The following is a 20295-nucleotide window of genomic DNA, read 5'->3' on the forward strand; positions in this document are numbered from 1 at the left end:
GAAACTACACTGTGTGACCCTGTGCTAACGTCTGGTCGTGGGTGTCGGGCTCTGCCCCCACCCCGAACCGGCCGCCTGCCCTGGAGGGTCCTCGTGAAGCCTCGCCTCAGCTCGATCGGCACGCTCCGTGCCGCCTCGGGCCTGCGCGCGGCGGCACTCGCCCTCCTGTTCCTGCTCGGTGTGCTGTTCGCGGCCCTGTGGTTGCTCTCCGCTCCCGCTCAGGCCGAGACCCGTTCGGAGCCGTTGGGGGGCCTGGGGCTGGAGCGGGTCGACGAGGTCACCGGCCCGGTGACCGCTCCGGTGACCGACACCCTCGGCACCGTCCACCAGCGGGTGGAGCGGGGAACCGGCGAGGCCGCGGCGTCCGCCGTGGCCCTGCCCGAACCCGCCGTCGCCGAAGTACGCGGGGAGGTGCGCGGGGTCGTCACCGGGATCGATCGGACCCGTGAAGAGGCCGCCGACCAGGGCCTCGTTCCGGCCCTCGTCGAACCGGTCGTGTCCTCGTATCCCGACGACGAATCGGCCACCGACGACTCGATCACCGCGCCGGAAACGGACTCCTCGGACCAGGCGAAGCCGTCCGCCGAGGAGACCACCGAGGCCGGCGAGGACCGAGCCATCCCGGCACCGTTCCGACCCACGGTCGAGGAGCACCGGGCCGCCGACCCCGAACACGATCCCGAGTCCGCCGGGGCGCTCACCGGCGATCCCGTCGACCCACCCGAGGTTCAGACTTCCGCCGGTTCCGTGGTTTCCGCGGTCTCCTCCGCCAACGCCCCCACCTCGGCGCCCGCCGCCGTCGCCGGCTACCTCGCCACCGCCGCGCTGCCCGGCCCCGACGCCGCCATCGCGCTCGTGCACGCCCGGTCCCCGCACGCCACACCCGCGGACCCGGCGGACGACCCCACGGTCTCCCCCGACTAGCGAACGGCCCGACCGCACGTTCGGCGCGTGTTCCCACGCCTGCCCGCGTGCCCCCGTGCGCCTTCCGTGCGCCCCTCGGACCCGTTCCCAGCCCGCCCCCACCTTCTTCGTCTGGGAGCTGACCTGAGTCCCGTGCTCCGCACACGTGATTCACGTCAGCCGGTGGTCCACCCCGGCTCGATCAGGCCGCCTCCCGCGGCCGCCCCAGCAGCAGCTTCAGGAAGGAAACCCATGACCCAGCCCAAGCGCCTGACCGCCCGAACCGTGATCCTCGCCGCCGGCGCAGCCGGATTCGTGGCCCTCGGCGCCGGTATCGCCGGGGCCGAGGACCTGCAGACCCCCATGCACGACATCGCCCCCACCGTCGAGCGGGCCCTCGTCGAAGGCGTGGCGCCCACCATGAACAAGATCGCTCCCGAGGGCGTGGGCCCGATCGCCGGAACCGCTCTGGAGGAGTTGCAGGCCAGTGCCAACGACCCCGAGCACGGCGCCCCCGACCTGGGTGCCGCCCTCCCTGACTCCCCGCTCGCCGACGCCGTCACCGAGACCCAGGACGCCACCGGTCTGGACGGGGACCCGCACGACACGATCGGTCACACCGCAGGCGAGTCGCTGGAGGCCGGCGCCCAAGACGCCGGGGTCGTGGTGGAGGACACCGCTCGCGGGGCCGGTGGCATCGTGGAGGACAAGGCCCGGGAAGTGGTGCCGCACACCGTGGTGGCCGTCACCGACCTGCGCGACGAGACGCTCACGCTGCCGGAGCTGGAGGGCCCCACCCTGCCCATGAGCCACTCCGAGTCCGCGCTGCCCACGGCGCCCAACGTGTGGGACCTGGCCGCCGGCTTCGGTGTGCGGACCCCCGACCGGCTCCAGGACGTCGTCGAGTCCAACCCGGTCACCGCGGACAACTACGTGGACCTGGGCGAGCAGGAGGTCTTGGGCATGGTGGGCAACCGGGCCTGGGAAGAGGAGGTCACCACCGTCCCGCAGAGCTCGCCCCAGGTCCCGGGTCTGACCGACCTCACCGACGGCCTGGCCGAGGGCATGTCCTCCGGTGAGGCCAAGCCCATCGACGTGAACGGCCCCCTGGCGGACGCGCAGCTCCCCCAGGTCGCCGACGGTCTGGACACCACCGCCGCCGAGGACCTGGTGGCCGGCCTGAGCCGGGGCACGGACCTGGTCCACGACCTGGACACCAGCGACCTGGTCGCCATCGAGGGCGGCACCGCCGAGCAGGAGACCCCCGAGGGCATGGTCGAGCACCCCACCTTCATGGACCTGCCCGGCTCCGAGGCGCTCCCCGTGATCTCCTAAAGCCATCTGACGGCACTCCCCGTGTCGACGGCGCCGCCCCGGTGTATGAGGGGCGGCGCCGTCCCTTGTTCGCGGGGACGATTCCACGTCCGGTGGCCAGGGCCGGCGCAGGGGCGGTGGCAACAGACGAAACCGTTGCCGTTTTGGTCCTCTAAATCTCATTCGGGAGCATGATTCGTCGGCAGAATCAAAGAATGGTTCTCAGCAAACTGTTCGCTCACGCAGATGATCGCCTTGCCCGGAAGTACGGCGTCGTCTGGGGCGACCCCTGGCACGACCCTGACCTCGCCGCTGTCCTTCCCTCCATCAAGGCGGGCGACCTCACCGCCGGTCTGGCTCTCCTCGACACCCCGGACCCCCAGCTCCGTTCCCTTCGCCTGCACATCCTCTCCAACGAGACCATCTCCCTGTTGGAGAAGCTGGAGTCGGGGATGGACCTTCCAGACCCCGAGCCGGACCTGTTGATGTGGGCGGGTGCTGCCCGCACCAAGGCCGCCTGGGCCATCCGCACCGGGGCCTGGGCCAAAGACGTCGACGCGGAACGGTTCCATCGCTTCCATGAGATGTTGGCACCCGCGGCCGACCCGCTCATGTACGCGGCCCGGATCAGCCTCTCCCCCACTGCCCTGGACCAGCTCCAGTGGTACTGCCTGGGAATGGATCTTCCCCGCGAGGAACTGGACGCGGTCTGGGAACGGATCATGGAGCTGGATCCCGACCACCACGCCTCGAAGGAGAGCAGACTCCAGGTCCTGTGCCCGAAGTGGCGGGGCTCTCACGACGAAATGTTCTCCTTCGCCCGTGAGGCGGTGGCCCGGGCTCCCCTGGGTGATCGTTCCCTCGTACTGATCGCGCAGGCGCACTACGAGAACCTCAGCGTCATGATCGGAAAGGAGGGCCTGGAGACCTATGGTGCCGTCAGTGGAGTCTTGGAGGGCTACTACCGAGACCCCTCGGTGAGGGCCGAGATCATCGACGCCGCCGACCGTTGGGTAGCGGGTCCGATCACCTACCCCCTGGCCGCACGAGACGCGCATACGTTCGGTTCGGCGCTGCACGTCGCCGGTGATCACCAGCGTGCCGCCGCGGTCCTCTCCCTGGCCGGCCCCCTGGTCCCGGAGTCGGGCTCCCACCTCTGGCGCTTCCTGGACTCCCACTCTCCGGCCTACTACGCCCGAACTCGGGCCAGGCTGCTCGTCCCCCTCCCCAGGGTCTGAACCCACCCGGACACGACGCGGGCCCTCCCTCGATCCGAGGAAGGGCCCGCGTGAAGTCGTCGTGCGGTGGGTCAGCCGGAGCGCTCCACCACGTAGTCGCACAGCGAGAGGAAGGCGTCCCGCGCCGGGATGTCCGGGAGTGTGCTCAGCTCTCCCCGGGCCTTGTCGGCCCAGTTGCGCAGGGTCGCGTCGGCCTCGGCCATGGCCGGGTGGGGACGCAGCAGTGCCAGCGCCTCCTCGGCCTCCGTGTCGTCGAGCGGCCGGCCCAGCAGGGACTTCAGGCGCTCGTCGGCCGGGTCCTCGGAGCGCATCGCGTAGAACATGGGCAGGGTGAGCACGCCCTCGCGCAGGTCCGTACCGGGGACCTTGCCCGAGTCGGCGCTCTCGCTCGCCACGTCCAGGATGTCGTCGGCGAGCTGGAACGCCATGCCCAGCGCGTCGCAGGCACGGGTCAGGGTGCCGACCGTCTCCGGGTCGACCTTGCCGAACATGCCGCCGAACTCCGCCGACGAGGCGATCAGCGACGCCGTCTTGTCGTCGATGACGTTGAGGTAGTGGTCCAACGGGTCGACGCCGTCACGAGGACCGGAGGTCTCCAGGATCTGCCCCTGCACCAGGCGCGCGAAGGTCTCCGCCTGCAGCCGGACCGCTTCGGTGCCCAGGTCGGCCAGCATCGTGGAGGCCTTGGCGAACACGTAGTCGCCGGTGAGGATGGCGACGGTGTTGCCCCAGCGCTGGTTGGCGCTGGACCTGCCGCGACGCAGTTCCGCCTCGTCCATGACGTCGTCGTGGTAGAGCGTCGCCACGTGGGTCAGTTCCACCACTGCCGCCGCGGGGATGAGGTCGGGGACCTTCGGGTCGCCGAAGTGGGCGGCGAGCAGCACCAGCATGGCGCGGAAGCGCTTGCCACCGGCCTCCAGCAGGTGGGACGCCGCCTCGGTCAGCAACGGGTCACTGGACCGCACCGACTCCCGCAGCAGCTCCTCCACCTTCTCAAGGTCGTCCTGCACCCCACGAGCGAGGGCCGCATCGACTCTCGGCAGAGCGAGAAACCCGCTCGGGACAGCACCGCTCACCGTAAAGCTCCACCTGTTGAACGGGCGTGTCGGCGACCCCCTGAGAGGGGGCCGCCGCACGCTCAGCACATGAACATGATCCGACTTGCCACGGTATCCGACCCGGAATGATCGTCCAAAGCCACACCCGGGTCGGTGATCACTCCTCGGTGACCTGGTGGACCATCACCGCCGCCGGTTCCTGACCGGCCTCGGCGTCCGGAAGCAGACCGTCCAGGACCGGCCCCGGGAAGATTCCGAGGGCCAGCGTAGCCGCCACACCCACGGTGATCACGCCGCCGGTGAGTGCGCCCGCGCGGGCCACCGTGGGTCCTTCGCCCTCCGATTCCCGGAAGAACATCACAACGATGATCCGGATGTAGAAGAAGGCGGTCACCGCGCTGCTGAGGACACCGACCACCACGAGCGGGGTGGCGCCCGCGGCGACGGCGGCCTCGAACACCGCGAACTTGCCGATGAACCCGCTGGTGAGCGGGATACCGGCGAAGGCCAGGAGGAACAGCGACAACGCGAGCGCGAGCCCGGGGGCACGACGCCCCAGACCGGCCCAGCCCTCCAGGTCGCCGAGCTCCTGACCGCCGTCCCTGGTGCGCACCAGGGTGACGATCGCGAACGCACCCAGGGTGGTGAACCCGTAGGCGGCGAGGTAGAACATGGCGCCCACGAGGCCCTCGGTGCTGGAGGCGATCACGGCGGTGAGGATGAAGCCGGCGTGCACGACCGAGGAGTAGGCCAACAGTCGCTTGATGTCGCGCTGGGTGACCGCGATGACCGCCGCCGCCACCATGGTGAGGATGGCGACCGTCCACAGCATCGGCTCCCAGATCTCCAGGGATCCGCCGAAGGGCACGAAGAACACCCGCAACAGCGCGCCGAACGCGGCCACCAGGGTGCAGGAGGCCATGAGCGCGGTGATGGGGGTGGGGGCGCCCTGGTAGACGTCCGGCTTCCAGTTGTGGAAGGGCACGGCGCCGACCTTGAACAGCAGACCGATCGCGACCAGGCCGATGCCCATGATGAGCAGCGGTTCGCCGTTGCCGTCGGCGAAGATCGCCGCGCCACCCGAGTCCACGGCCTGACGGATCGCGGTGAAGTTCACCGAACCCGCGTAGCCGTACACCAGGGCGATGCCGAAGAGGAAGAACGCCGAGGAGAACGCGCCGAGCAGGAAGTACTTGACCGCGGCCTCCTGGGAGAACAGGCGACGGCGGCGGGCCAGCCCGCACAGCAGGTACAGCGGCAGGCTCATCACCTCAAGGGCGATGAACATGGTGAGGAAGTCGTTGGCCGCGGGGAAGAGCAACATGCCCAGCACCGCGAACAGCACCAACGGGTAGACCTCGGTGTGCTGGGACCCGGCGAGGATGTGCCTGCGTTCCTCCTCGCTGCCCGGGACCGTGGCGGCCTGCGCGGAGAACGCGTCGCGGCCGTCACGCCGTTCGGCGATGAGCATGAGGCTGATCAGGGCCAGCACGGTGATGGTGCCCTGGAGGAAGAGCACCACGCGGTCCATCGCGAGGACTCCGCCCGCCACGATCACGCCGTCGCCGACCGCCTCCACCTGGAGGACGATCATGACGAACGTGACGAGCAGTGCCACGGCGGCGACGGTGATCTGCACCGGCCGCAGGACCTTCTTGGGCACGAAGGCCTCGAACAGCACCGCCAGCACACCGGCGCCGAAGACCACCAGGATCGGGGCGAGGAGCCACCAGTCCAGGGTCGGTGCCGCCTCGGTGATGCCGGGGAGCGACGGGGGCGCCCCGTCGGCGACGTAGAGCGCGTTCACTCCTCGTCTCCTTCCTCGGTGTCGCCCTCGGCGTTCGTGGTGGCCGAGGCGGTGTCCGCCCCGATCTCCACGGTCCGTTCGACGGCGGGGTTGATCACGTTGAGCAGGGGCTGCGGGTAGACACCGAGCGCGAGGATGAGGGCGAGCAGCGGAGCCACCACCCAGGTCTCACGCGCGGACAGGTCGGGCAGCTTCGACAGCTTCTGCGGGGTCGGTCCGGTCATGGTGCGCTGGTACATCCACAGGATGTAGAGAGCGGCCAGGACCACGCCCACCACGGAGATGATCGCGGGCACCGGGTTGAAGGCGTAGGCGCCGACGAACACCAGGAACTCACTGACGAACGGGGCCAGTCCGGGCAGGCCCAGACCGGCGAGGCCGGTCACCAGGAACACCCCGGCGAGCTTGGGCGCGACCTTCTGGACGCCCCCGAAGTCCTCGATGCGGGAGCTGCCCCGACGGGCGATGAGGAAGCCCACGATGAGGAACAGCGCGCCGGTGGCGAAGCCGTGGTTGACCATGTACAGGGCCGCGCCCGCCTGCGCCTGCGGGGTCAGGACGAAGATCCCCATGGTGATGAACCCGAAGTGGGAGATCGAGGTGTAGGCCACCAGGCGCATCATGTCGCTCTGTCCGATGGCGAGGATCGCGCCGTAGATGATGCTCACGACGCTGAGCCCCACCACCGGCCACACGAACCAGGACACCGCGGACGGGAACAGCTCCAGGCAGAACCGGAGCATCCCGTAGGTGCCGACCTTGTCCAGGACACCGACCAGCAGCACCGCGGTGCCGGGGCTGGAGGAGCCCGCGGCGGTGGGCAACCAGGTGTGCACCGGCCACATCGGAGCCTTGATCGCGAAGGCGATGAAGAATCCGAGGAAGAGCCAGCGCGCGGTGGCCGGGTCGACGGTGGCGAGCGGACTGCCCGGCGCGGTCAGTTCGGTCCACAGGAAGGTGCCGCCGATGACGTACACGCCGATCACCGCGACCAGCATGATGAGGCCGCCGGCGAAGCTGTACAGCAGGAACTTCAACGCGGCCTTGGTGCGCTCGGCGCCCCGGCCGTACCGCCCGATCATGAAGTAGACCGGGATCAGCATGACCTCGAAGAACACGTAGAACAGGAAGACGTCGGTGGCGGCGAAGACACCGATCATCATCGCTTCGAGGGCGAGGATGAGGGCGAAGTAGCCGCGGCCGCCGTCCGGGTGGTCGGAGTGTTCGTTCCAGGCCGCCAGGATGACCAGCGGGACCAGGATCGCCGACATCAGGACCATCGTCAGGGCGATGCCGTCCACACCGACGGCGAAGTGGACCCCGAAGTAGGGGATCCACGGGTAGACCTCCTCGAACTGGAGGTCACCCGCCGTGGCGGTGTCGAAGTTCAGCGCCATGGCCACGACCAGGGCCAGGGTGACCAGGGAGACGATCAGCGCGACGCGCTTGGCGTTCTCCGCGGAGGCGGTTCCCGCCCCGGTCCCGGTGGCGGGCCGGGTCTTGACCGCGGTACCGCCACCGCCCGCCTCGGCGGAGGCGGTGGCCCGGGCCGAGCCGGACGCCGCCTCGGCCTTCGTCCCGACCCGGGGCAGTGCCCAGATGAGGATCGCGCCGACCGCCGGAAGGGCGATGGCGAGTGTGAGCCAGGGGATCATGTCAGAACCTCACAGCCAGCGTCGCGGCGACGATCACGGCGCCGATGAGCATGGTGAGCGCGTAGGTGCGGGCGAACCCGGTCTGTGCCTTGCCGAGCCCGGTGGAGGAGTCTCGGACCCCGGCACCGATCCCGTTGACCGCGCCGTCGATGACCTTGTCCTCGATGACGACCAGCGCCTTGGTGAGCACCTGGCCGGGTCGCATGAACAGGTCTTCGTTGATCTCGTTGCCGTACAGCTCGTTGCGGGCCGTGTTGGTGACGAGGTTGCCCTTGGGGGCGGTGCGTTCCACCGGCTTGCGCAGGTAGATCGCCCAGGCCGCGACCACGCCCAGGACCAGCACGGCCAGCGCCGCGATGCCGTAGGGCGAGGTGAAGGCGTGGCCCACCGTGAAGTGGGGAAGTTCCGCTCCGGTGACGGGCTGGAGGAACGCGGCGAAGCGGTCGCCGGCCACCAGGAATCCGCCCAGGGCGATCGAGCCGAGCGACAGCACCACCATGGGGGCGGTCATGCTCACGGGCGACTCGTGCGGGTGCACGCCCTCGTCCCAACGCTTCTTACCGAGGAAGGTCATGAAGACCATCCGGGACATGTAGAAGGCGGTGAGCGCGGCGCCCAGGATGACCAGGGAGCCGAACACCAGGCCGACGTTGCCGCCGAGACCGAAGGTGGCGGAGATGATGCTCTCCTTGGTCCACCAACCCGACAGCAGCGGGACGCCGATGATCGCGAGGTAGCCCAGGCCGAAGGTGGCGAAGGTGATCGGCATCTTCGACGCCAGACCGCCGTACTTGCGCATGTTCACGTCGTCGTTCATGGCGTGCATGACCGAACCGGCGCCCAGGAACAGCCCGGCCTTGAAGAAGCCGTGCGTGACCAGGTGGGCGATGGCCGCCGCGTAACCGATCGGGCCCAGGCCCGCGGCCAGCACCATCATGCCGATCTGGCTCATCGTGGATCCGGCCAGGGACTTCTTGATGTCGTCCTTGGCGGAGGCGATGATCCCGCCGGCCAGCATGGTGGCGGCGCCGACGACCATGACGGTCATCTGCGCCGTCGGGGAGGCCTCGAAGATCGGACCGGCGCGCACGATGAGGTACACACCGGCGGTGACCATGGTGGCCGCGTGGATGAGCGCCGACACCGGGGTCGGGCCCTCCATGGCGTCCAGCAACCACGCCTGCAACGGCAGCTGCGCGGACTTACCGCAGGCGCCCAGCAGGAGCAGCAGACCGATGGCGAGCAGGACACCGTCGTGTGCGCCCGGTACGGCGGCGAAGACGTCGCTGAAGCCCACCGCGCCGAACGCGGTGAACATGATCATGATCGCCACGAGCAGGCCCATGTCGCCGACCCGGTTGATCAGGAACGCCTTCTTGGCCGCGGTGGCGGCGGTGGGCTTGTCCTGCCAGAACCCGATGAGCAGGTAGGACGCCAGGCCCACACCCTCCCAGCCGAGGAACAGCAGGACGAAGTTGTCCGCCAGCACCAGAACCAGCATGGCGGCGACGAACAGGTTGAGGTAGGCGAAGAACCTGCGCTTGCCCGGGTCCTCGGCCATGTAGCCGAGGGAGTAGACGTGGATCAGCGAACCCACGAACGTGATGAGCAGGACGAAGGTGATGGAGAGCGGGTCGACCAGCAGGTTGATCCGCGCGGAGAAGTCGCCGGCCGCGAACCACTCGTAGACGGGAACGGAGACGCTGCGCGCGTCGGCGCCTCGTCCGAGTAGGTCGAACAGGGCCAGGACGGCCCAGACGAAGGAGACCACCGGTAGGACGGTGGCCAGCAGGGGCCCCCAGGCGTTGGTGCGTCGCCCGCCCAGCAACAGGATCGCCGCGCCCACCAACGGCAGGGCGATCAGCAGCCAGGCGTTCGACAGCACCGCGCTGTCGGCCGCGGTCGCCGCGGGTTCGGCGGCGAGGTACGCGTGATGTCGTGTCACAGCCACGTCGCCTTCTAGTGCTTGAGCAGGTTGGCGTCATCGAGCGACGCGGACCTGCGGGTTCGGAAGATCTGCATGATGATCGCGAGGCCCACGACCACCTCGGCGGCGGCGACGACCATCACGAAGAACGCGATGACCTGCCCCTCGATGTCCCCGTGCATCCGAGCGAACGCGACGAACGCCAGGTTGCAGGCGTTGAGCATGAGCTCCACGCACATGAAGACGATGATCGCGTTGCGTCGGACGAGGACGCCGACCGCGCCGATGGTGAACAGAAGCGCCGCGAGGACGATGTAGTTCATCGGGTCCACGTGGACTCGACCTCCTGCCCGTTGCCGTTGGTGCCGTTGTCGACCGCCGGGTCGGAGCCGTCCTCACCGTCGCCGGTGGGTCGGGCCCCCTTCCCGGCGGTGGGTTCGTCGTCCTCGGGTCGGATCGCGTCGGACCCCCCGCCCTGGAGCGGAGTCGCCCGGATGTCCATGGGCACGCCCTTCTGGTACTGGGGGTCGCGCGCGGTGAGGACGGGGTTGAGGGACAGCTGGGAGACCGTGCCGTCCGGCAGCAGCGCGGGCATGTCGATCGCGTTGTGCCTGGCGTAGGTGCCCGGCCCGGGCAGCGGGGTGGGGTGGTCGCCGCGGATGCGGTCCTCGGACATCTCCCGCTGGGTGCGGCGCTTGCCGATCCGAGCGGTGTGCGCGAGCACCATGGCGCCCAGCACCGCGGTGATGAGCAGCGCGGCCGTGGCCTCGAACGCGACCAGGTAGCGCATGATCAGCTCGCCGGCCAGCCACGGGATGGTTCCTCCGACCGGGGCCGCGGCGGCGATCCCGGCCGGGTCGCCCACCGTGATGCGGGTGATCCCGGTGGCGAGGGCGCCGATGAAGCAGATCGCGACGATCGCCGTCAACAGCCGCTGTCCGCGCAGGGTCTCCACCACGGAGTCGGAGGAGCTGACGCCGACGAGCATCAGTACGAACAGGAACAGCATGAGGACGGCGCCGGTGTAGACGACGATCTGGACGACCATCAGGAACGGCGCCTCGTTGATGCCGTAGAAGATCGCCAGGCCGACCATCGTCAACGCCATCGACAGGGCCGAGTGGACGGCCTTGCGGGAGAAGACCACGCCCAGGGCACCGAGCACCACGATGGTGCCCAGTACCCAGAACAGGGCGGTCTCCCCCGACCCGATCGGCGCTCCCGCCGCGGAGTGCAGGACGTGCGGAGTCGTGTCGAGCGGGGTCACGGGGTGGCCTCCGCGTTCTCCGGCCGGTCCTGCGTGCCGTGCTGACCGCGCCCGGTGGCGTAGTAGTCCTGCTCGTCGTCGCCGAGCCGCATCGGGTGCGGGGGCTGCTCCATCTCCTCGGTGAGGGGCGCCAGGAGCTGCTCCTTGGTCCAGATGAGGCTCTGCCGGCTGTCGTCGGCGAGCTCGTACTCGTTGGTCATGGTGAGCGCCCGGGTCGGGCAGGCCTCGACGCACAGACCGCAGAGGATGCAGCGCAGGTAGTTGATCTGGTAGACGCGACCGTAGCGTTCGCCGGGCGAGTACCGGTCGTCGTCGGTGTTGTCACCGGCCTCCACGTAGATGGCGTCGGCCGGGCAGGCCCAGGCGCACAGTTCGCACCCGATGCACTTCTCCAGGCCGTCGGCCCACCGGTTCAGCTGGTGCCGTCCGTGGAAGCGCGGCGCCGTGGGGCGCTTGACCTCCGGGTACTCGACGGTGGGCACCTTCTTGAACATCGTGTGGAAGGTGACACCGAAACCCTTGACGGGGTTGAGCCACTCAAGCACCGGTAACCTCCCCCTTCTTCTGATTGCGTTCGACGGTGCCGGCCGAGGCCGTCCGAGACGGCTCGGCGAGCACGCGGCTGCCGTAGTGGGCGGCGGTGCTCGGGGGCACCGGGAACCCGCCGAAGGAGGGTTCCTTGTGGGCTCGGCGCGCGTTCTCGGCACGCACCTTGGCCTCCTCGGCGCGCTCGCGGCGCACGAAGCGCACCCAAGCGGCGAAGGCGGCGATGGTGGCCACGGTGAAGGCCGCGACGACCGCCCCGATGATGACCGGGGAGGCGCCGTCCAGGATGAGCATGCGCACGACGGCCACACCGGTGATCCACACGAGCTGGATCGGGATGAGGACCTTCCAGCCGAGCTTCATCAGCTGGTCGTAGCGCACACGCGGGAGGCTGCCCCGGGCCCAGATGAACAGGAACATCACGGCGACGAACTTGAGCAGCCACCACAGGAGCGGCAGCCAGCCCTCGTTGGCGCCGGGGATGATCGCGGTGACGCCGGGCGGCGCGTACCAGCCGCCGAGGAAGAGCGTCACGGACACCGCGGCGACGGTGCACATGTTCACGTACTCCGCGAGGAAGAACATCGTGAACTTCATGGACCCGTACTCGGTCATGAAGCCACCGACGATCTCGCCCTCACCCTCGGCCAGGTCGAACGGGAGCCGGTTGGTCTCGCCGATCATCGTGACGATGTAGATGAGGAAGGAGGGCAGGAGCAGCACCGCGAACCACAGGTTCTCCTGGGCCGCGACGATGCCGGAGGTGGTGAGGGTGCCCGCCATGATGAAGACCGCCACGAAGGACAGGCCCATGGCGACCTCGTAGCTGATCACCTGCGCGGAGGCGCGCAGACCACCGAGCAGGGCGTACGGGGATTGGGAGGCCCAGCCGCCCAGGACGATCCCGTACACGCCCAGCGCGGCGGTGGCCAGCACCAGCAGCGCGGCGATGGGCAGGTCGGTGAGCTGTAGCGGGGTCATGACCCCGAACATGTTCACCTCGGGACCCATCGGGATGACCGAGAAGGCGAGGAACGCCGGAATGGCGGCGATCATCGGCGCGGCGATGTAGACGAACCGGTCCACACCGCGCGGGATCACGTCCTCCTTGAGGGAGAGCTTGATCCCGTCGAACAGGGACTGCAGGAGGCCGAAGGGGCCCATCCGGTTGGGTCCGTGTCGCTGCTGCATGCGGCCCATGACCTTACGGTCGGCCATGATCATCATCAGCACGCAGACCATCAGGAACACGAAGATGCCCAGCGCCTTGATGGTGGTGATCCACCACGGGTCGTTCCCGAAGGCGCTCAGGGTGCTCTCCGCGGCCAGGTCGGCCACGCGCGGATCGAGAGCGGCGGGGGTCACTGTTGCCTCCCGTTGGTGGTGGGCGAGGCCAGTTCGACCGTCTGCCCGGCGGTGGCGCCCAGGTCACGACGGATGTCGCAGCCGTGCGCGTTGGCCGGGAGCCAGACGACCCGGTCGGCGATGTCGGTGACGACCGCGGGCACGGTCACCGTCCCCAGGGGGCCGGTGACGCGCAGCGAGCCGCCGTCGGAGACGCCGACCTCCTCCGCCGTGGTCTTGGACAGGTAGGCACGGGCCTTGCGGGCGGTCCCGGCCAGGTAGGGCTCGCCGTCCTCCATGCGGCCGGTGCCGAGCAACTGCTTCCAGGTGGACAGCAGCGCGCGGCCGGGGCCGGGTTCGGGTGTGGCCACCGGACGCGCGGAGGGGCCGACGGGGCGGTTCCCCGCCCACGGGCCCAACTCCAACAGTTCCCGGTGGGCGCCCGTGGCGTCGGGCAGACCCAGGTGCACGTCCATCTCGTCCGCGATGGCGGACAGGACCCGCAGGTCGGAGAGGGCTCCGGGCACCTTGAGCGCCTCACCGAAGGGTCGGTGACGGCCCTCCCAGTTGACGAAGGTGCCGGACTTCTCGGCGACGGCGGCCACCGGGAACACCACGTCGGCGCGGTCGGTGACGTCACTGGCGCGTAGTTCCAGGCTGACGATGAACGGCACCCGGGCCAGGGCGGCGCGGGCCGCCTCGGGGTCGGGCAGGTCGTCCAGTTCCAGCCCCGCGATGACCAGGGCGTCCAGTTCACCGGCGGCGGCCGCGGCGATGATCGCGTCGGTGTCGCGGCCGGGTTCGCTCGGCAGGGAACCGACGTTCCAGGCTCGGGCGACCTCGGCGCGGGCCGAGGCGTCGGCGACAGGACGTCCGCCGGGCAGCAGGTTCGGGAGCGCCCCGGCGTCGATGGCGCCGCGCTCACCCGCGCGACGCGGGATCCACGCCAGGCGGGCTCCGGTGCGTTCGGACAGGGCGACCGCCGCTGTGAGCGCGCCGGGGGCGGCGGCGAGCCGCTCGCCCACCAGGATGATCGCGCCCTCCTGGCCCATGGCCTGGAGGATCTCGGGATGTTCCACGTCCAGGGAGTTGAGGGTCCGACCCTCATCACCCGGGACGGTCCGAACGAGCGTGCCCTTGGTCTTGGTCAGGCCGAGGGTGGAGTGCGAGGCCAGCGAGTACACCTTCAGTCCTCGCTTGCGCATGCCCTTGCGCAGGCGCAGGAACGTGGAGGCCGACTCGTCCTCGGGGTCGAATCCGGCGAGCAGCACCGCGGGCGCCTTCTCCACCGAGGTGAAGTCGACGTCCACCGGCCTGCCCGCCACACGCGCGGCGAGGAAGGCCGCCTCCTCGGCGGAGTGCTCGCGGGCGCGGGCGTCCACGTCGTTGGTGCCCAGGGCCACGCGGGCGAACTTGGCGTAGGCGTAGGCGTCCTCGTAGGTGAGGCGTCCGCCGACCAGTACGCCCACGTTGCCGCGAGCGGCGGCCAGTCCCTGGGCGGCCATGCCGATGGCCTCGGGCCAGGAGGCGAACTCCAGGGCCCGGGAGTCCTCGTCACGGACCAGGGGGCGGCTGAGCCGGTCGCCCTCGGTGGCGTAGGTGAACGCCCACCGACCCTTGTCGCAGTTCCACTCCTCGTTCACCTGCGGGTCGTCGCCGGCCAGGCGGCGGGTGACCTTGCCCCGTCGGTGGTCGGTGCGCTGTGCGCAACCACCGGCGCAGTGCTCGCAAATACTGGGGGTGGAGACCAGGTCGAAGGGGCGTGACCGGAACCGGTAGGCGGCGCCGGTGAGCGCGCCCACCGGGCAGATCTGCACCGTGTTGCCGGAGAAGTAGGAGTCGAACGGCTCCCCCTCGGCGATGCCGATCTGTTCCTGGGCGCCGCGCTCCATGAGCTCGATCAACGGGTCACCGGCGATCTCGGCGGCGAAGCGGGTGCAACGCGTGCACTGGATGCAGCGCTCGCGGTCCAGCAGCACCTCGGTCGACAGCGAGACGGGCTTGGGGAAGGTGCGCTTGACGTCGATGAAGCGGGTCTCGCCCTGCCCCGTGGACATGGCCTGGTTCTGCAGGGGACACTCGCCGCCCTTGTCGCAGACAGGACAGTCCAGCGGGTGGTTGATCAGCAGGAACTCCATGATTCCGCGCTGGGCCTTCTCCGCCACCGAGGAGGTCAACTGGGTGTTGACCACCATGCCCTCCATGACCGTGATGGCGCAGGAGGGTTGTGGCTTGGGCATTCCCCGGCCGTTGCCCATGTCGGGGATCTCGACCAGGCACTGGCGGCAGGCGGCGACCGGATCGAGCAACGGGTGGTCGCAGAACCGGGGGATCTGAATGCCGAGCAGCTCGGCCGCGCGGATCAGCAGGGTCCCCTTGGGCACCCGGAGCTGGAAACCGTCGATGGTGACGGTGATCAGATCCTCCGGGGGCGGGGCGGGTGAGGACCCGCCGGATGTGTTGGAGGTGACGGTCATCGGTTCCCTCCCTCTGCAGAGGTCGGCCGGTCCGCCCAGAGGGTGGACCTGGAGTGGTCGAAGGGACAGCCGCCCTTCTCGAAGTGGTCGACGTACTCCTGGCGGAAGTACTTGATCGACGACATGACGGGGCTGGTGGCACCGTCGCCCAGGGCGCAGAAGGAGCGACCGAGCAGGTTGTCGCAGATGTCCAGGAGCTTGTCGATGTCGGCCTCGGTGCCCTCGCCCCGCTCCAGCCGGTCCAGGACCTGGACCATCCAGAAGTTGCCCTCGCGGCAGGGCGTGCACTTGCCGCAGGACTCGTGGGCGTAGAAGGCGATCCAACGGCCGACGGCGCGCACCACGCAGGTGGTCTCGTCGAAGATCTGGAGGGCGCGGGTGCCGAGCATGGACCCGGCGGCGCCCACCGACTCGAAGTCGAGCGGGGTGTCCAGGTGCTCGTCGGTGAAGATCGGTGTGGAGGAACCGCCCGGGGTCCAGAACTTGAGTTCGTGCCCGGCGCGCATCCCGCCCGCCATGTCGAGGAGTTCGCGCAGCGTGATGCCGAGCGGCGCCTCGTACTGGCCGGGGTTGGCGACGTGCCCGGACAGCGAGAAGAAGCCGAACCCGGCGGACTTCTCGGTGCCCATGGAGGTGAACCACTCGGCGCCGTTGGCGACGATCCCCGGGACGCTGGCGATGGACTCCACGTTGTTCACCACGGTGGGGGAGGCGTAGAGCCCGGCCACCGCGGGGAACGGCGGCTTGAGCCGCGGCTGGCCCTTGTAGCCCTCCAGGGAGTCCAGGAGGGCGGTCTCCTCACCGCAGATGTAGGCGCCGGCCCCGGCGTGCACGACCACGTCGAGGTCGAAGCCGGTGCCGAGAATGTCCTTGCCCAGCAGTCCGGCCTCGTAGGCGTCGGCCACCGCCTGACGGAGCCGTCGGATGACGTGCAGGACCTCACCGCGCACGTAGATGAAGGCCTGGCTGGACTTGATCGCGTAGGCGGCGATCGCCACGCCCTCCACCAACACGTGCGGGTTGGCGAGCATGAGCGGGATGTCCTTGCAGGTACCCGGCTCGGACTCGTCGGCGTTGACGACGAGGTAGCGCGGGTTGGGGTTGTCCTTGGGCAGGAACCCCCACTTCATCCCGGTGGGGAAGCCCGCGCCGCCGCGGCCGCGCAGGCCGGCTTCCTTGACCAGGTCGACGATGCCGTCGGGCTCCATGGTCAGCGCCTTGCGCAGCGCCTCATAGCCGCCGGTGGCCCGGTAACCGTCGATCGTGAAGGAGTCGGGACGATCCCAGTTCTTGGACAGGATCGGGGTCAGGGTGGTCACTTGGCGCCCTCCTCACCCTGCTCGTCGGAAGAAGGTGTGGGGAGGTCGTCGGGGTCCGGAGCCGTCCACCCGCGCTGCTGGGCGAGCTTGAGGCCGGCCAGCGACGGGGTGGCCGCCTGGACACCCTCGCCCGCGCGCCCGTCGTCGAACCCGGCGAGCACGCGCGAGGCCTGCTTCCAGGTGCACAGGCTCTTCGGGCCGCGGGTGGGCGCGACGTCCTCGCCCAAGCGCAGGTCGTCGACCAGCTGCTTGGCGGTGGCGGGCGTCTGGTCGTCGAAGAACTCCCAGTTGACCATCACCACGGGGGCGAAGTCGCAGGCCGCGTTGCACTCCACGTGCTCCAGCGTGACCTTGCCGTCCTCGGTGGTCTCGCCGTTCTCCAGGTCCAGGTGCTCCTTGAGGGAGGAGAAGATCTCGTCTCCGCCCATCACCGCGCACAGGGTGTTGGTGCACACGCCCACCTGGTAGTCGCCGCCGGGACGGCGGCGGTACATGGTGTAGAACGTGGCGACCGCGTTGACCTCGGCGAGGGTGATGTCCAGCTGGTCGGCGCAGAACCTCATGCCGTCCCGACTGACGTGCCCTTCCTCGGACTGCACCAGGTGCAGCAGCGGCAGCAGCGCCGACCGCGGCTTCGGGTAGCGGCTGATGATCTCCTTGGCGTCCTGCGCCAGGCGGGCCACCACCTCGTCGGTGAAGACGCTCTGTTCGGTCTCGGTGGTCCCGTTGTCGTTGTTCTCGCTCACCGGTCCACTCCTCCCATCACCGGGTCGATACTGGCCACGGCCGCGATGACGTCCGCCACCGTCCCGCCCTCGCACATGGCGGCGACGGCCTGGAGGTGGGTGAACGACGGGTCGCGGAAGTGGACGCGGTAGGGGCGGGTGCCCCCGTCACTGACGGCGTGGCAGCCGAGTTCGCCCTTGGCGCTCTCCACCGCCGCGTACGCCTGGCCGGCCGGGACCCGGAAACCCTCGGTGACCAACTTGAAGTGGTGGATGAGCGCCTCCATCGAGCCGCTCATGATGTGCGCGATGTGGTCCGGGGAGTTGCCCAGACCGTCCGGACCCAGCGCGAGCTTGGCGGGCCAACCGATCTTGGCGTCCTCGATCATCACGGGCCCGGGCTCCAGCTTGTCCAGGCACTGCTCGACGATCTTGAGGCTCTCCTCCATCTCGGCCATGCGCACCCGGTAACGGGCGTACACGTCGCCGCCGTCGGAGACCGGCACGTCGAACTCGTAGTTCTCGTAGCCGCAGTAGGGCTTGGCCTTGCGCAGGTCCCAGGCCAGACCGGAGGCGCGCACCAGCGGTCCGGTGACGCCGAGCGCCATGCAACCGGGCAGGTTGAGGTAGGCGACGTCCTTGGTCCGGGCCAGGTAGAGGGGGTTCTCGTCCAGGAGCTTGCGCATGATCTTGATGCGCTCGGGCATGTCCTTGAGCAGTTCCCGCACCTTGCCGACCGCGCCCGGAGGCAGGTCCTGGGCCACCCCGCCGGGGCGGATGAAGGCGTGGTTCATTCGCAGACCCGTGATGAGCTCGAAGATGTCGAGGATCATCTCGCGTTCACGGAAGCCGTTGGTCATGATCGTGGTGGCGCCCAGCTCCATGCCGAACGTCGCCATGGCCACGAAGTGCGAGGCCATCCGGTTCAGCTCCATGAGCAGGATCCGGATGACGTTGGCCCGGTCGGGGATGCGGTCGGTGATGCCGAGCAGCTTCTCGACCGCCAGGCAGTACGCCGTCTCGTTGAAGAGCGGCGTCAGGTAGTCCATGCGGGTCACGAACGTGGTGCCCTGCGTCCACGTCCGGTACTCCATGTTCTTCTCGATACCGGTGTGCAGGTAACCGATGCCGACTCGGGCTTCGGTGCAGGTCTCGCCGTCCAGGGTGAGGATCAGCCGGAGCACGCCGTGCGTGGACGGGTGCTGCGGTCCCATGTTGACGACGAGGCGCTCGGCGCTACTGCCCTGGGCCTTCTCGACGACGTCGTCCCAGTCCCCACCGGAGGCGTCGATGTAGTCCTCGGTGACGGTCATGCCGTGCCTCCCTTCTGGATGGCCCTTCGAATCACTCGTGTGGTGGCCGGGCGGTTCACTTGTAGTCCCGCCGCTCGTCCGGTGGGGGCACGGTCGCGCCCCGGTACTCGACCGGGACGCCGCCCAGTGGGTAGTCCTTGCGCTGGGGGTGGCCTTCCCAGTCGTCGGGCATCTGGATACGGGTCAGGGCCGGGTGGTCGTCGAAGACGATCCCGAAGAAGTCCCAGGCCTCGCGCTCGTGCCAGTCGTTGGTCGGATATACCGACACGATGGAGGGCACGTGCGGGTCGGCGTCGGGGCAGGTGGTCTCGACCCGGATCTCGCTGTTGTGGGTGATCGACCGGAAGTGGTAGACCGCGTGCAGCTCGCTCCCGACCTGGTCGGGGTAGTGCACCCCGATCACGCCGGTGCACAGCTCGTAGCGCAGGGCGGGGTCGTCGCGCAGTACCCGGGCCAGTTCCAGGAGGCCCTCGCGACGGACGTGGAAGGTGATCTCCCCGACCGCCACCACGACCCTCTCGACGAGGTCCGCCCGTTCCAGGGCGTTCAACGCCGCCTCCAGGTCGTCGGCGACCCGGTCGAAGTCGGCGGTGCGCGGGTCGTCGGGGTCGGTGAAGGGCCGACTGCTGTGGACGGGAGCGCTCCCCCGCACCTTCAGCCCACCGAACCCGGAGGTGTCCCCCGTGGTCGTCGACCCGAACATGCCGGTTCGCTTGATCGGCGCGGCCAACCGTTCACGCCCGAGCTGGTCGGGCAGGTTCTCCGCCGACTCGTCGCGGTCGCGCTCGTACTCGTTGCTCATGATCAGTCCTTGGTCACCAGCGGCAGCGAATGACGGAGCATCCGCTCCTCGGTCTCGGTGATCTCCTGCTCCCGATGGGCGCCGAGCTTGGTGTTCTGCACCTTGTCGTGGAGCTTGAGCACGGCGTCCAGGAACATCTCCGGCCTGGGCGGGCAGCCCGGCAGGTAGATGTCGACGGGGACGATGTGGTCCACGCCCTGGACGATCGCGTAGTTGTTGAACATGCCTCCGCTGGACGCGCACACGCCCATCGCGATGACCCACTTGGGTTCGGGCATCTGGTCGTAGATCTGCCGCAGGACCGGCGCCATCTTCTGGCTCACGCGTCCGGCGACGACCATCAGGTCGGCCTGTCGGGGGGTGGCACCGAACTTCTCCATGCCGAAACGGGCCAGGTCGTAGTGGGGACCGCCGACCGACATCATCTCGATCGCGCAGCAGGCCAGACCGAACGTGGCCGGCCACATGGAGGTCTTACGGGCGAGCCCGGCGACCTGTTCGACCGTGGTGAGCGCGATCCCCGCGGGGAGTTTCTCTTCGAGTCCCATCAGCTTCGGACCTCCTCAAGGCTGAACTGCCGGGTCTGTGGTGCCTGGGGGT

General features: G+C 69.3%; 17 protein-coding genes. 3 read left to right on the top strand and 14 right to left on the bottom strand.

The genetic code is table 11. From position 1 onward, the window contains the following. Positions 1-93: 93 nt before the first annotated feature. From ABZ717_RS09480 to ABZ717_RS09490, 3 genes are all read left to right on the top strand, one after another. On the top strand, positions 94-924 hold the full coding sequence (locus tag ABZ717_RS09480) for a hypothetical protein (RefSeq protein ID WP_358507683.1): 831 nt from the start codon (positions 94-96) through the stop codon (positions 922-924). Between the two features lie 231 nt (positions 925-1155). Then, a complete protein-coding gene (locus ABZ717_RS09485) occupies positions 1156-2238 on the top strand; it encodes a hypothetical protein (protein ID WP_358507685.1) in 1083 nt (360 codons plus the stop codon). Between the two features lie 194 nt (positions 2239-2432). Next, complete coding sequence (locus ABZ717_RS09490; RefSeq protein ID WP_358507687.1) at positions 2433-3455, top strand: hypothetical protein; 1023 nt, start codon at positions 2433-2435, stop codon at positions 3453-3455. A 71-nt stretch (positions 3456-3526) separates the two neighbouring features. On the opposite strand, the gene ABZ717_RS09495 is transcribed toward ABZ717_RS09490, so the two are convergent. From ABZ717_RS09495 to ABZ717_RS09560, 14 genes are all read right to left on the bottom strand, one after another. Continuing rightward, positions 3527-4531, bottom strand: a complete 1005-nt coding sequence (locus ABZ717_RS09495; RefSeq protein ID WP_358507689.1) for a polyprenyl synthetase family protein — start codon at positions 4529-4531, stop codon at positions 3527-3529. 139 nt (positions 4532-4670) lie between these two features. Further along, positions 4671-6320: an NADH-quinone oxidoreductase subunit NuoN gene (nuoN, locus tag ABZ717_RS09500; RefSeq protein WP_358507691.1), complete on the bottom strand. Its 1650-nt coding sequence runs from the start codon at positions 6318-6320 to the stop codon at positions 4671-4673. Continuing rightward, entirely contained in the window at positions 6317-7975 is a 1659-nt protein-coding gene (locus ABZ717_RS09505; RefSeq protein WP_358507693.1) for an NADH-quinone oxidoreductase subunit M, read from the bottom strand. Before ABZ717_RS09505 ends, nuoN begins: the two co-directional genes overlap by 4 nt. 1 nt (position 7976) lies before the next feature. Continuing rightward, a complete protein-coding gene (gene nuoL, locus ABZ717_RS09510) occupies positions 7977-9920 on the bottom strand; it encodes an NADH-quinone oxidoreductase subunit L (RefSeq protein ID WP_358507810.1) in 1944 nt (647 codons plus the stop codon). Between the two features lie 14 nt (positions 9921-9934). After that, positions 9935-10234: an NADH-quinone oxidoreductase subunit NuoK gene (gene nuoK, locus ABZ717_RS09515; RefSeq protein WP_013156051.1), complete on the bottom strand. Its 300-nt coding sequence runs from the start codon at positions 10232-10234 to the stop codon at positions 9935-9937. Beyond that, entirely contained in the window at positions 10222-11169 is a 948-nt protein-coding gene (locus ABZ717_RS09520; protein ID WP_358507694.1) for an NADH-quinone oxidoreductase subunit J, read from the bottom strand. Before ABZ717_RS09520 ends, nuoK begins: the two co-directional genes overlap by 13 nt. Beyond that, positions 11166-11714 carry an NADH-quinone oxidoreductase subunit NuoI gene (nuoI, locus tag ABZ717_RS09525; RefSeq protein ID WP_358507696.1) on the bottom strand — a complete coding sequence of 183 codons (549 nt, stop codon included), beginning with the start codon at positions 11712-11714 and terminating at the stop codon, positions 11166-11168. The genes ABZ717_RS09520 and nuoI overlap by 4 nt, the downstream gene beginning before the upstream one ends. Further along, complete coding sequence (gene nuoH / locus ABZ717_RS09530; RefSeq protein ID WP_358507698.1) at positions 11707-13080, bottom strand: NADH-quinone oxidoreductase subunit NuoH; 1374 nt, start codon at positions 13078-13080, stop codon at positions 11707-11709. The genes nuoI and nuoH overlap by 8 nt, the downstream gene beginning before the upstream one ends. Next, positions 13077-15536, bottom strand: a complete 2460-nt coding sequence (locus ABZ717_RS09535; RefSeq protein ID WP_358507700.1) for an NADH-quinone oxidoreductase subunit G — start codon at positions 15534-15536, stop codon at positions 13077-13079. Before ABZ717_RS09535 ends, nuoH begins: the two co-directional genes overlap by 4 nt. Then, the gene (gene nuoF, locus ABZ717_RS09540) at positions 15533-16855 is read right to left on the bottom strand and encodes an NADH-quinone oxidoreductase subunit NuoF (RefSeq protein WP_358507701.1); all 1323 of its coding nucleotides are present in this window, start codon (positions 16853-16855) and stop codon (positions 15533-15535) included. Before nuoF ends, ABZ717_RS09535 begins: the two co-directional genes overlap by 4 nt. Continuing rightward, entirely contained in the window at positions 16852-17601 is a 750-nt protein-coding gene (gene nuoE, locus ABZ717_RS09545; RefSeq protein WP_358507702.1) for an NADH-quinone oxidoreductase subunit NuoE, read from the bottom strand. Before nuoE ends, nuoF begins: the two co-directional genes overlap by 4 nt. After that, positions 17598-18893: an NADH-quinone oxidoreductase subunit D gene (locus ABZ717_RS09550; RefSeq protein WP_358507704.1), complete on the bottom strand. Its 1296-nt coding sequence runs from the start codon at positions 18891-18893 to the stop codon at positions 17598-17600. The genes nuoE and ABZ717_RS09550 overlap by 4 nt, the downstream gene beginning before the upstream one ends. 55 nt (positions 18894-18948) lie before the next feature. After that, positions 18949-19695 (bottom strand): NADH-quinone oxidoreductase subunit C, encoded by a 747-nt coding sequence (locus tag ABZ717_RS09555; protein WP_358507706.1) that lies wholly within the window; start codon positions 19693-19695, stop codon positions 18949-18951. Between the two features lie 2 nt (positions 19696-19697). Then, positions 19698-20243 carry an NADH-quinone oxidoreductase subunit B gene (locus ABZ717_RS09560; protein WP_067597538.1) on the bottom strand — a complete coding sequence of 182 codons (546 nt, stop codon included), beginning with the start codon at positions 20241-20243 and terminating at the stop codon, positions 19698-19700. Positions 20244-20295 lie beyond the last annotated feature (52 nt).

It is taken from the genome of Nocardiopsis sp. NPDC006832, assembly GCF_040635885.1.
Taxonomy (GTDB): domain Bacteria; phylum Actinomycetota; class Actinomycetes; order Streptosporangiales; family Streptosporangiaceae; genus Nocardiopsis.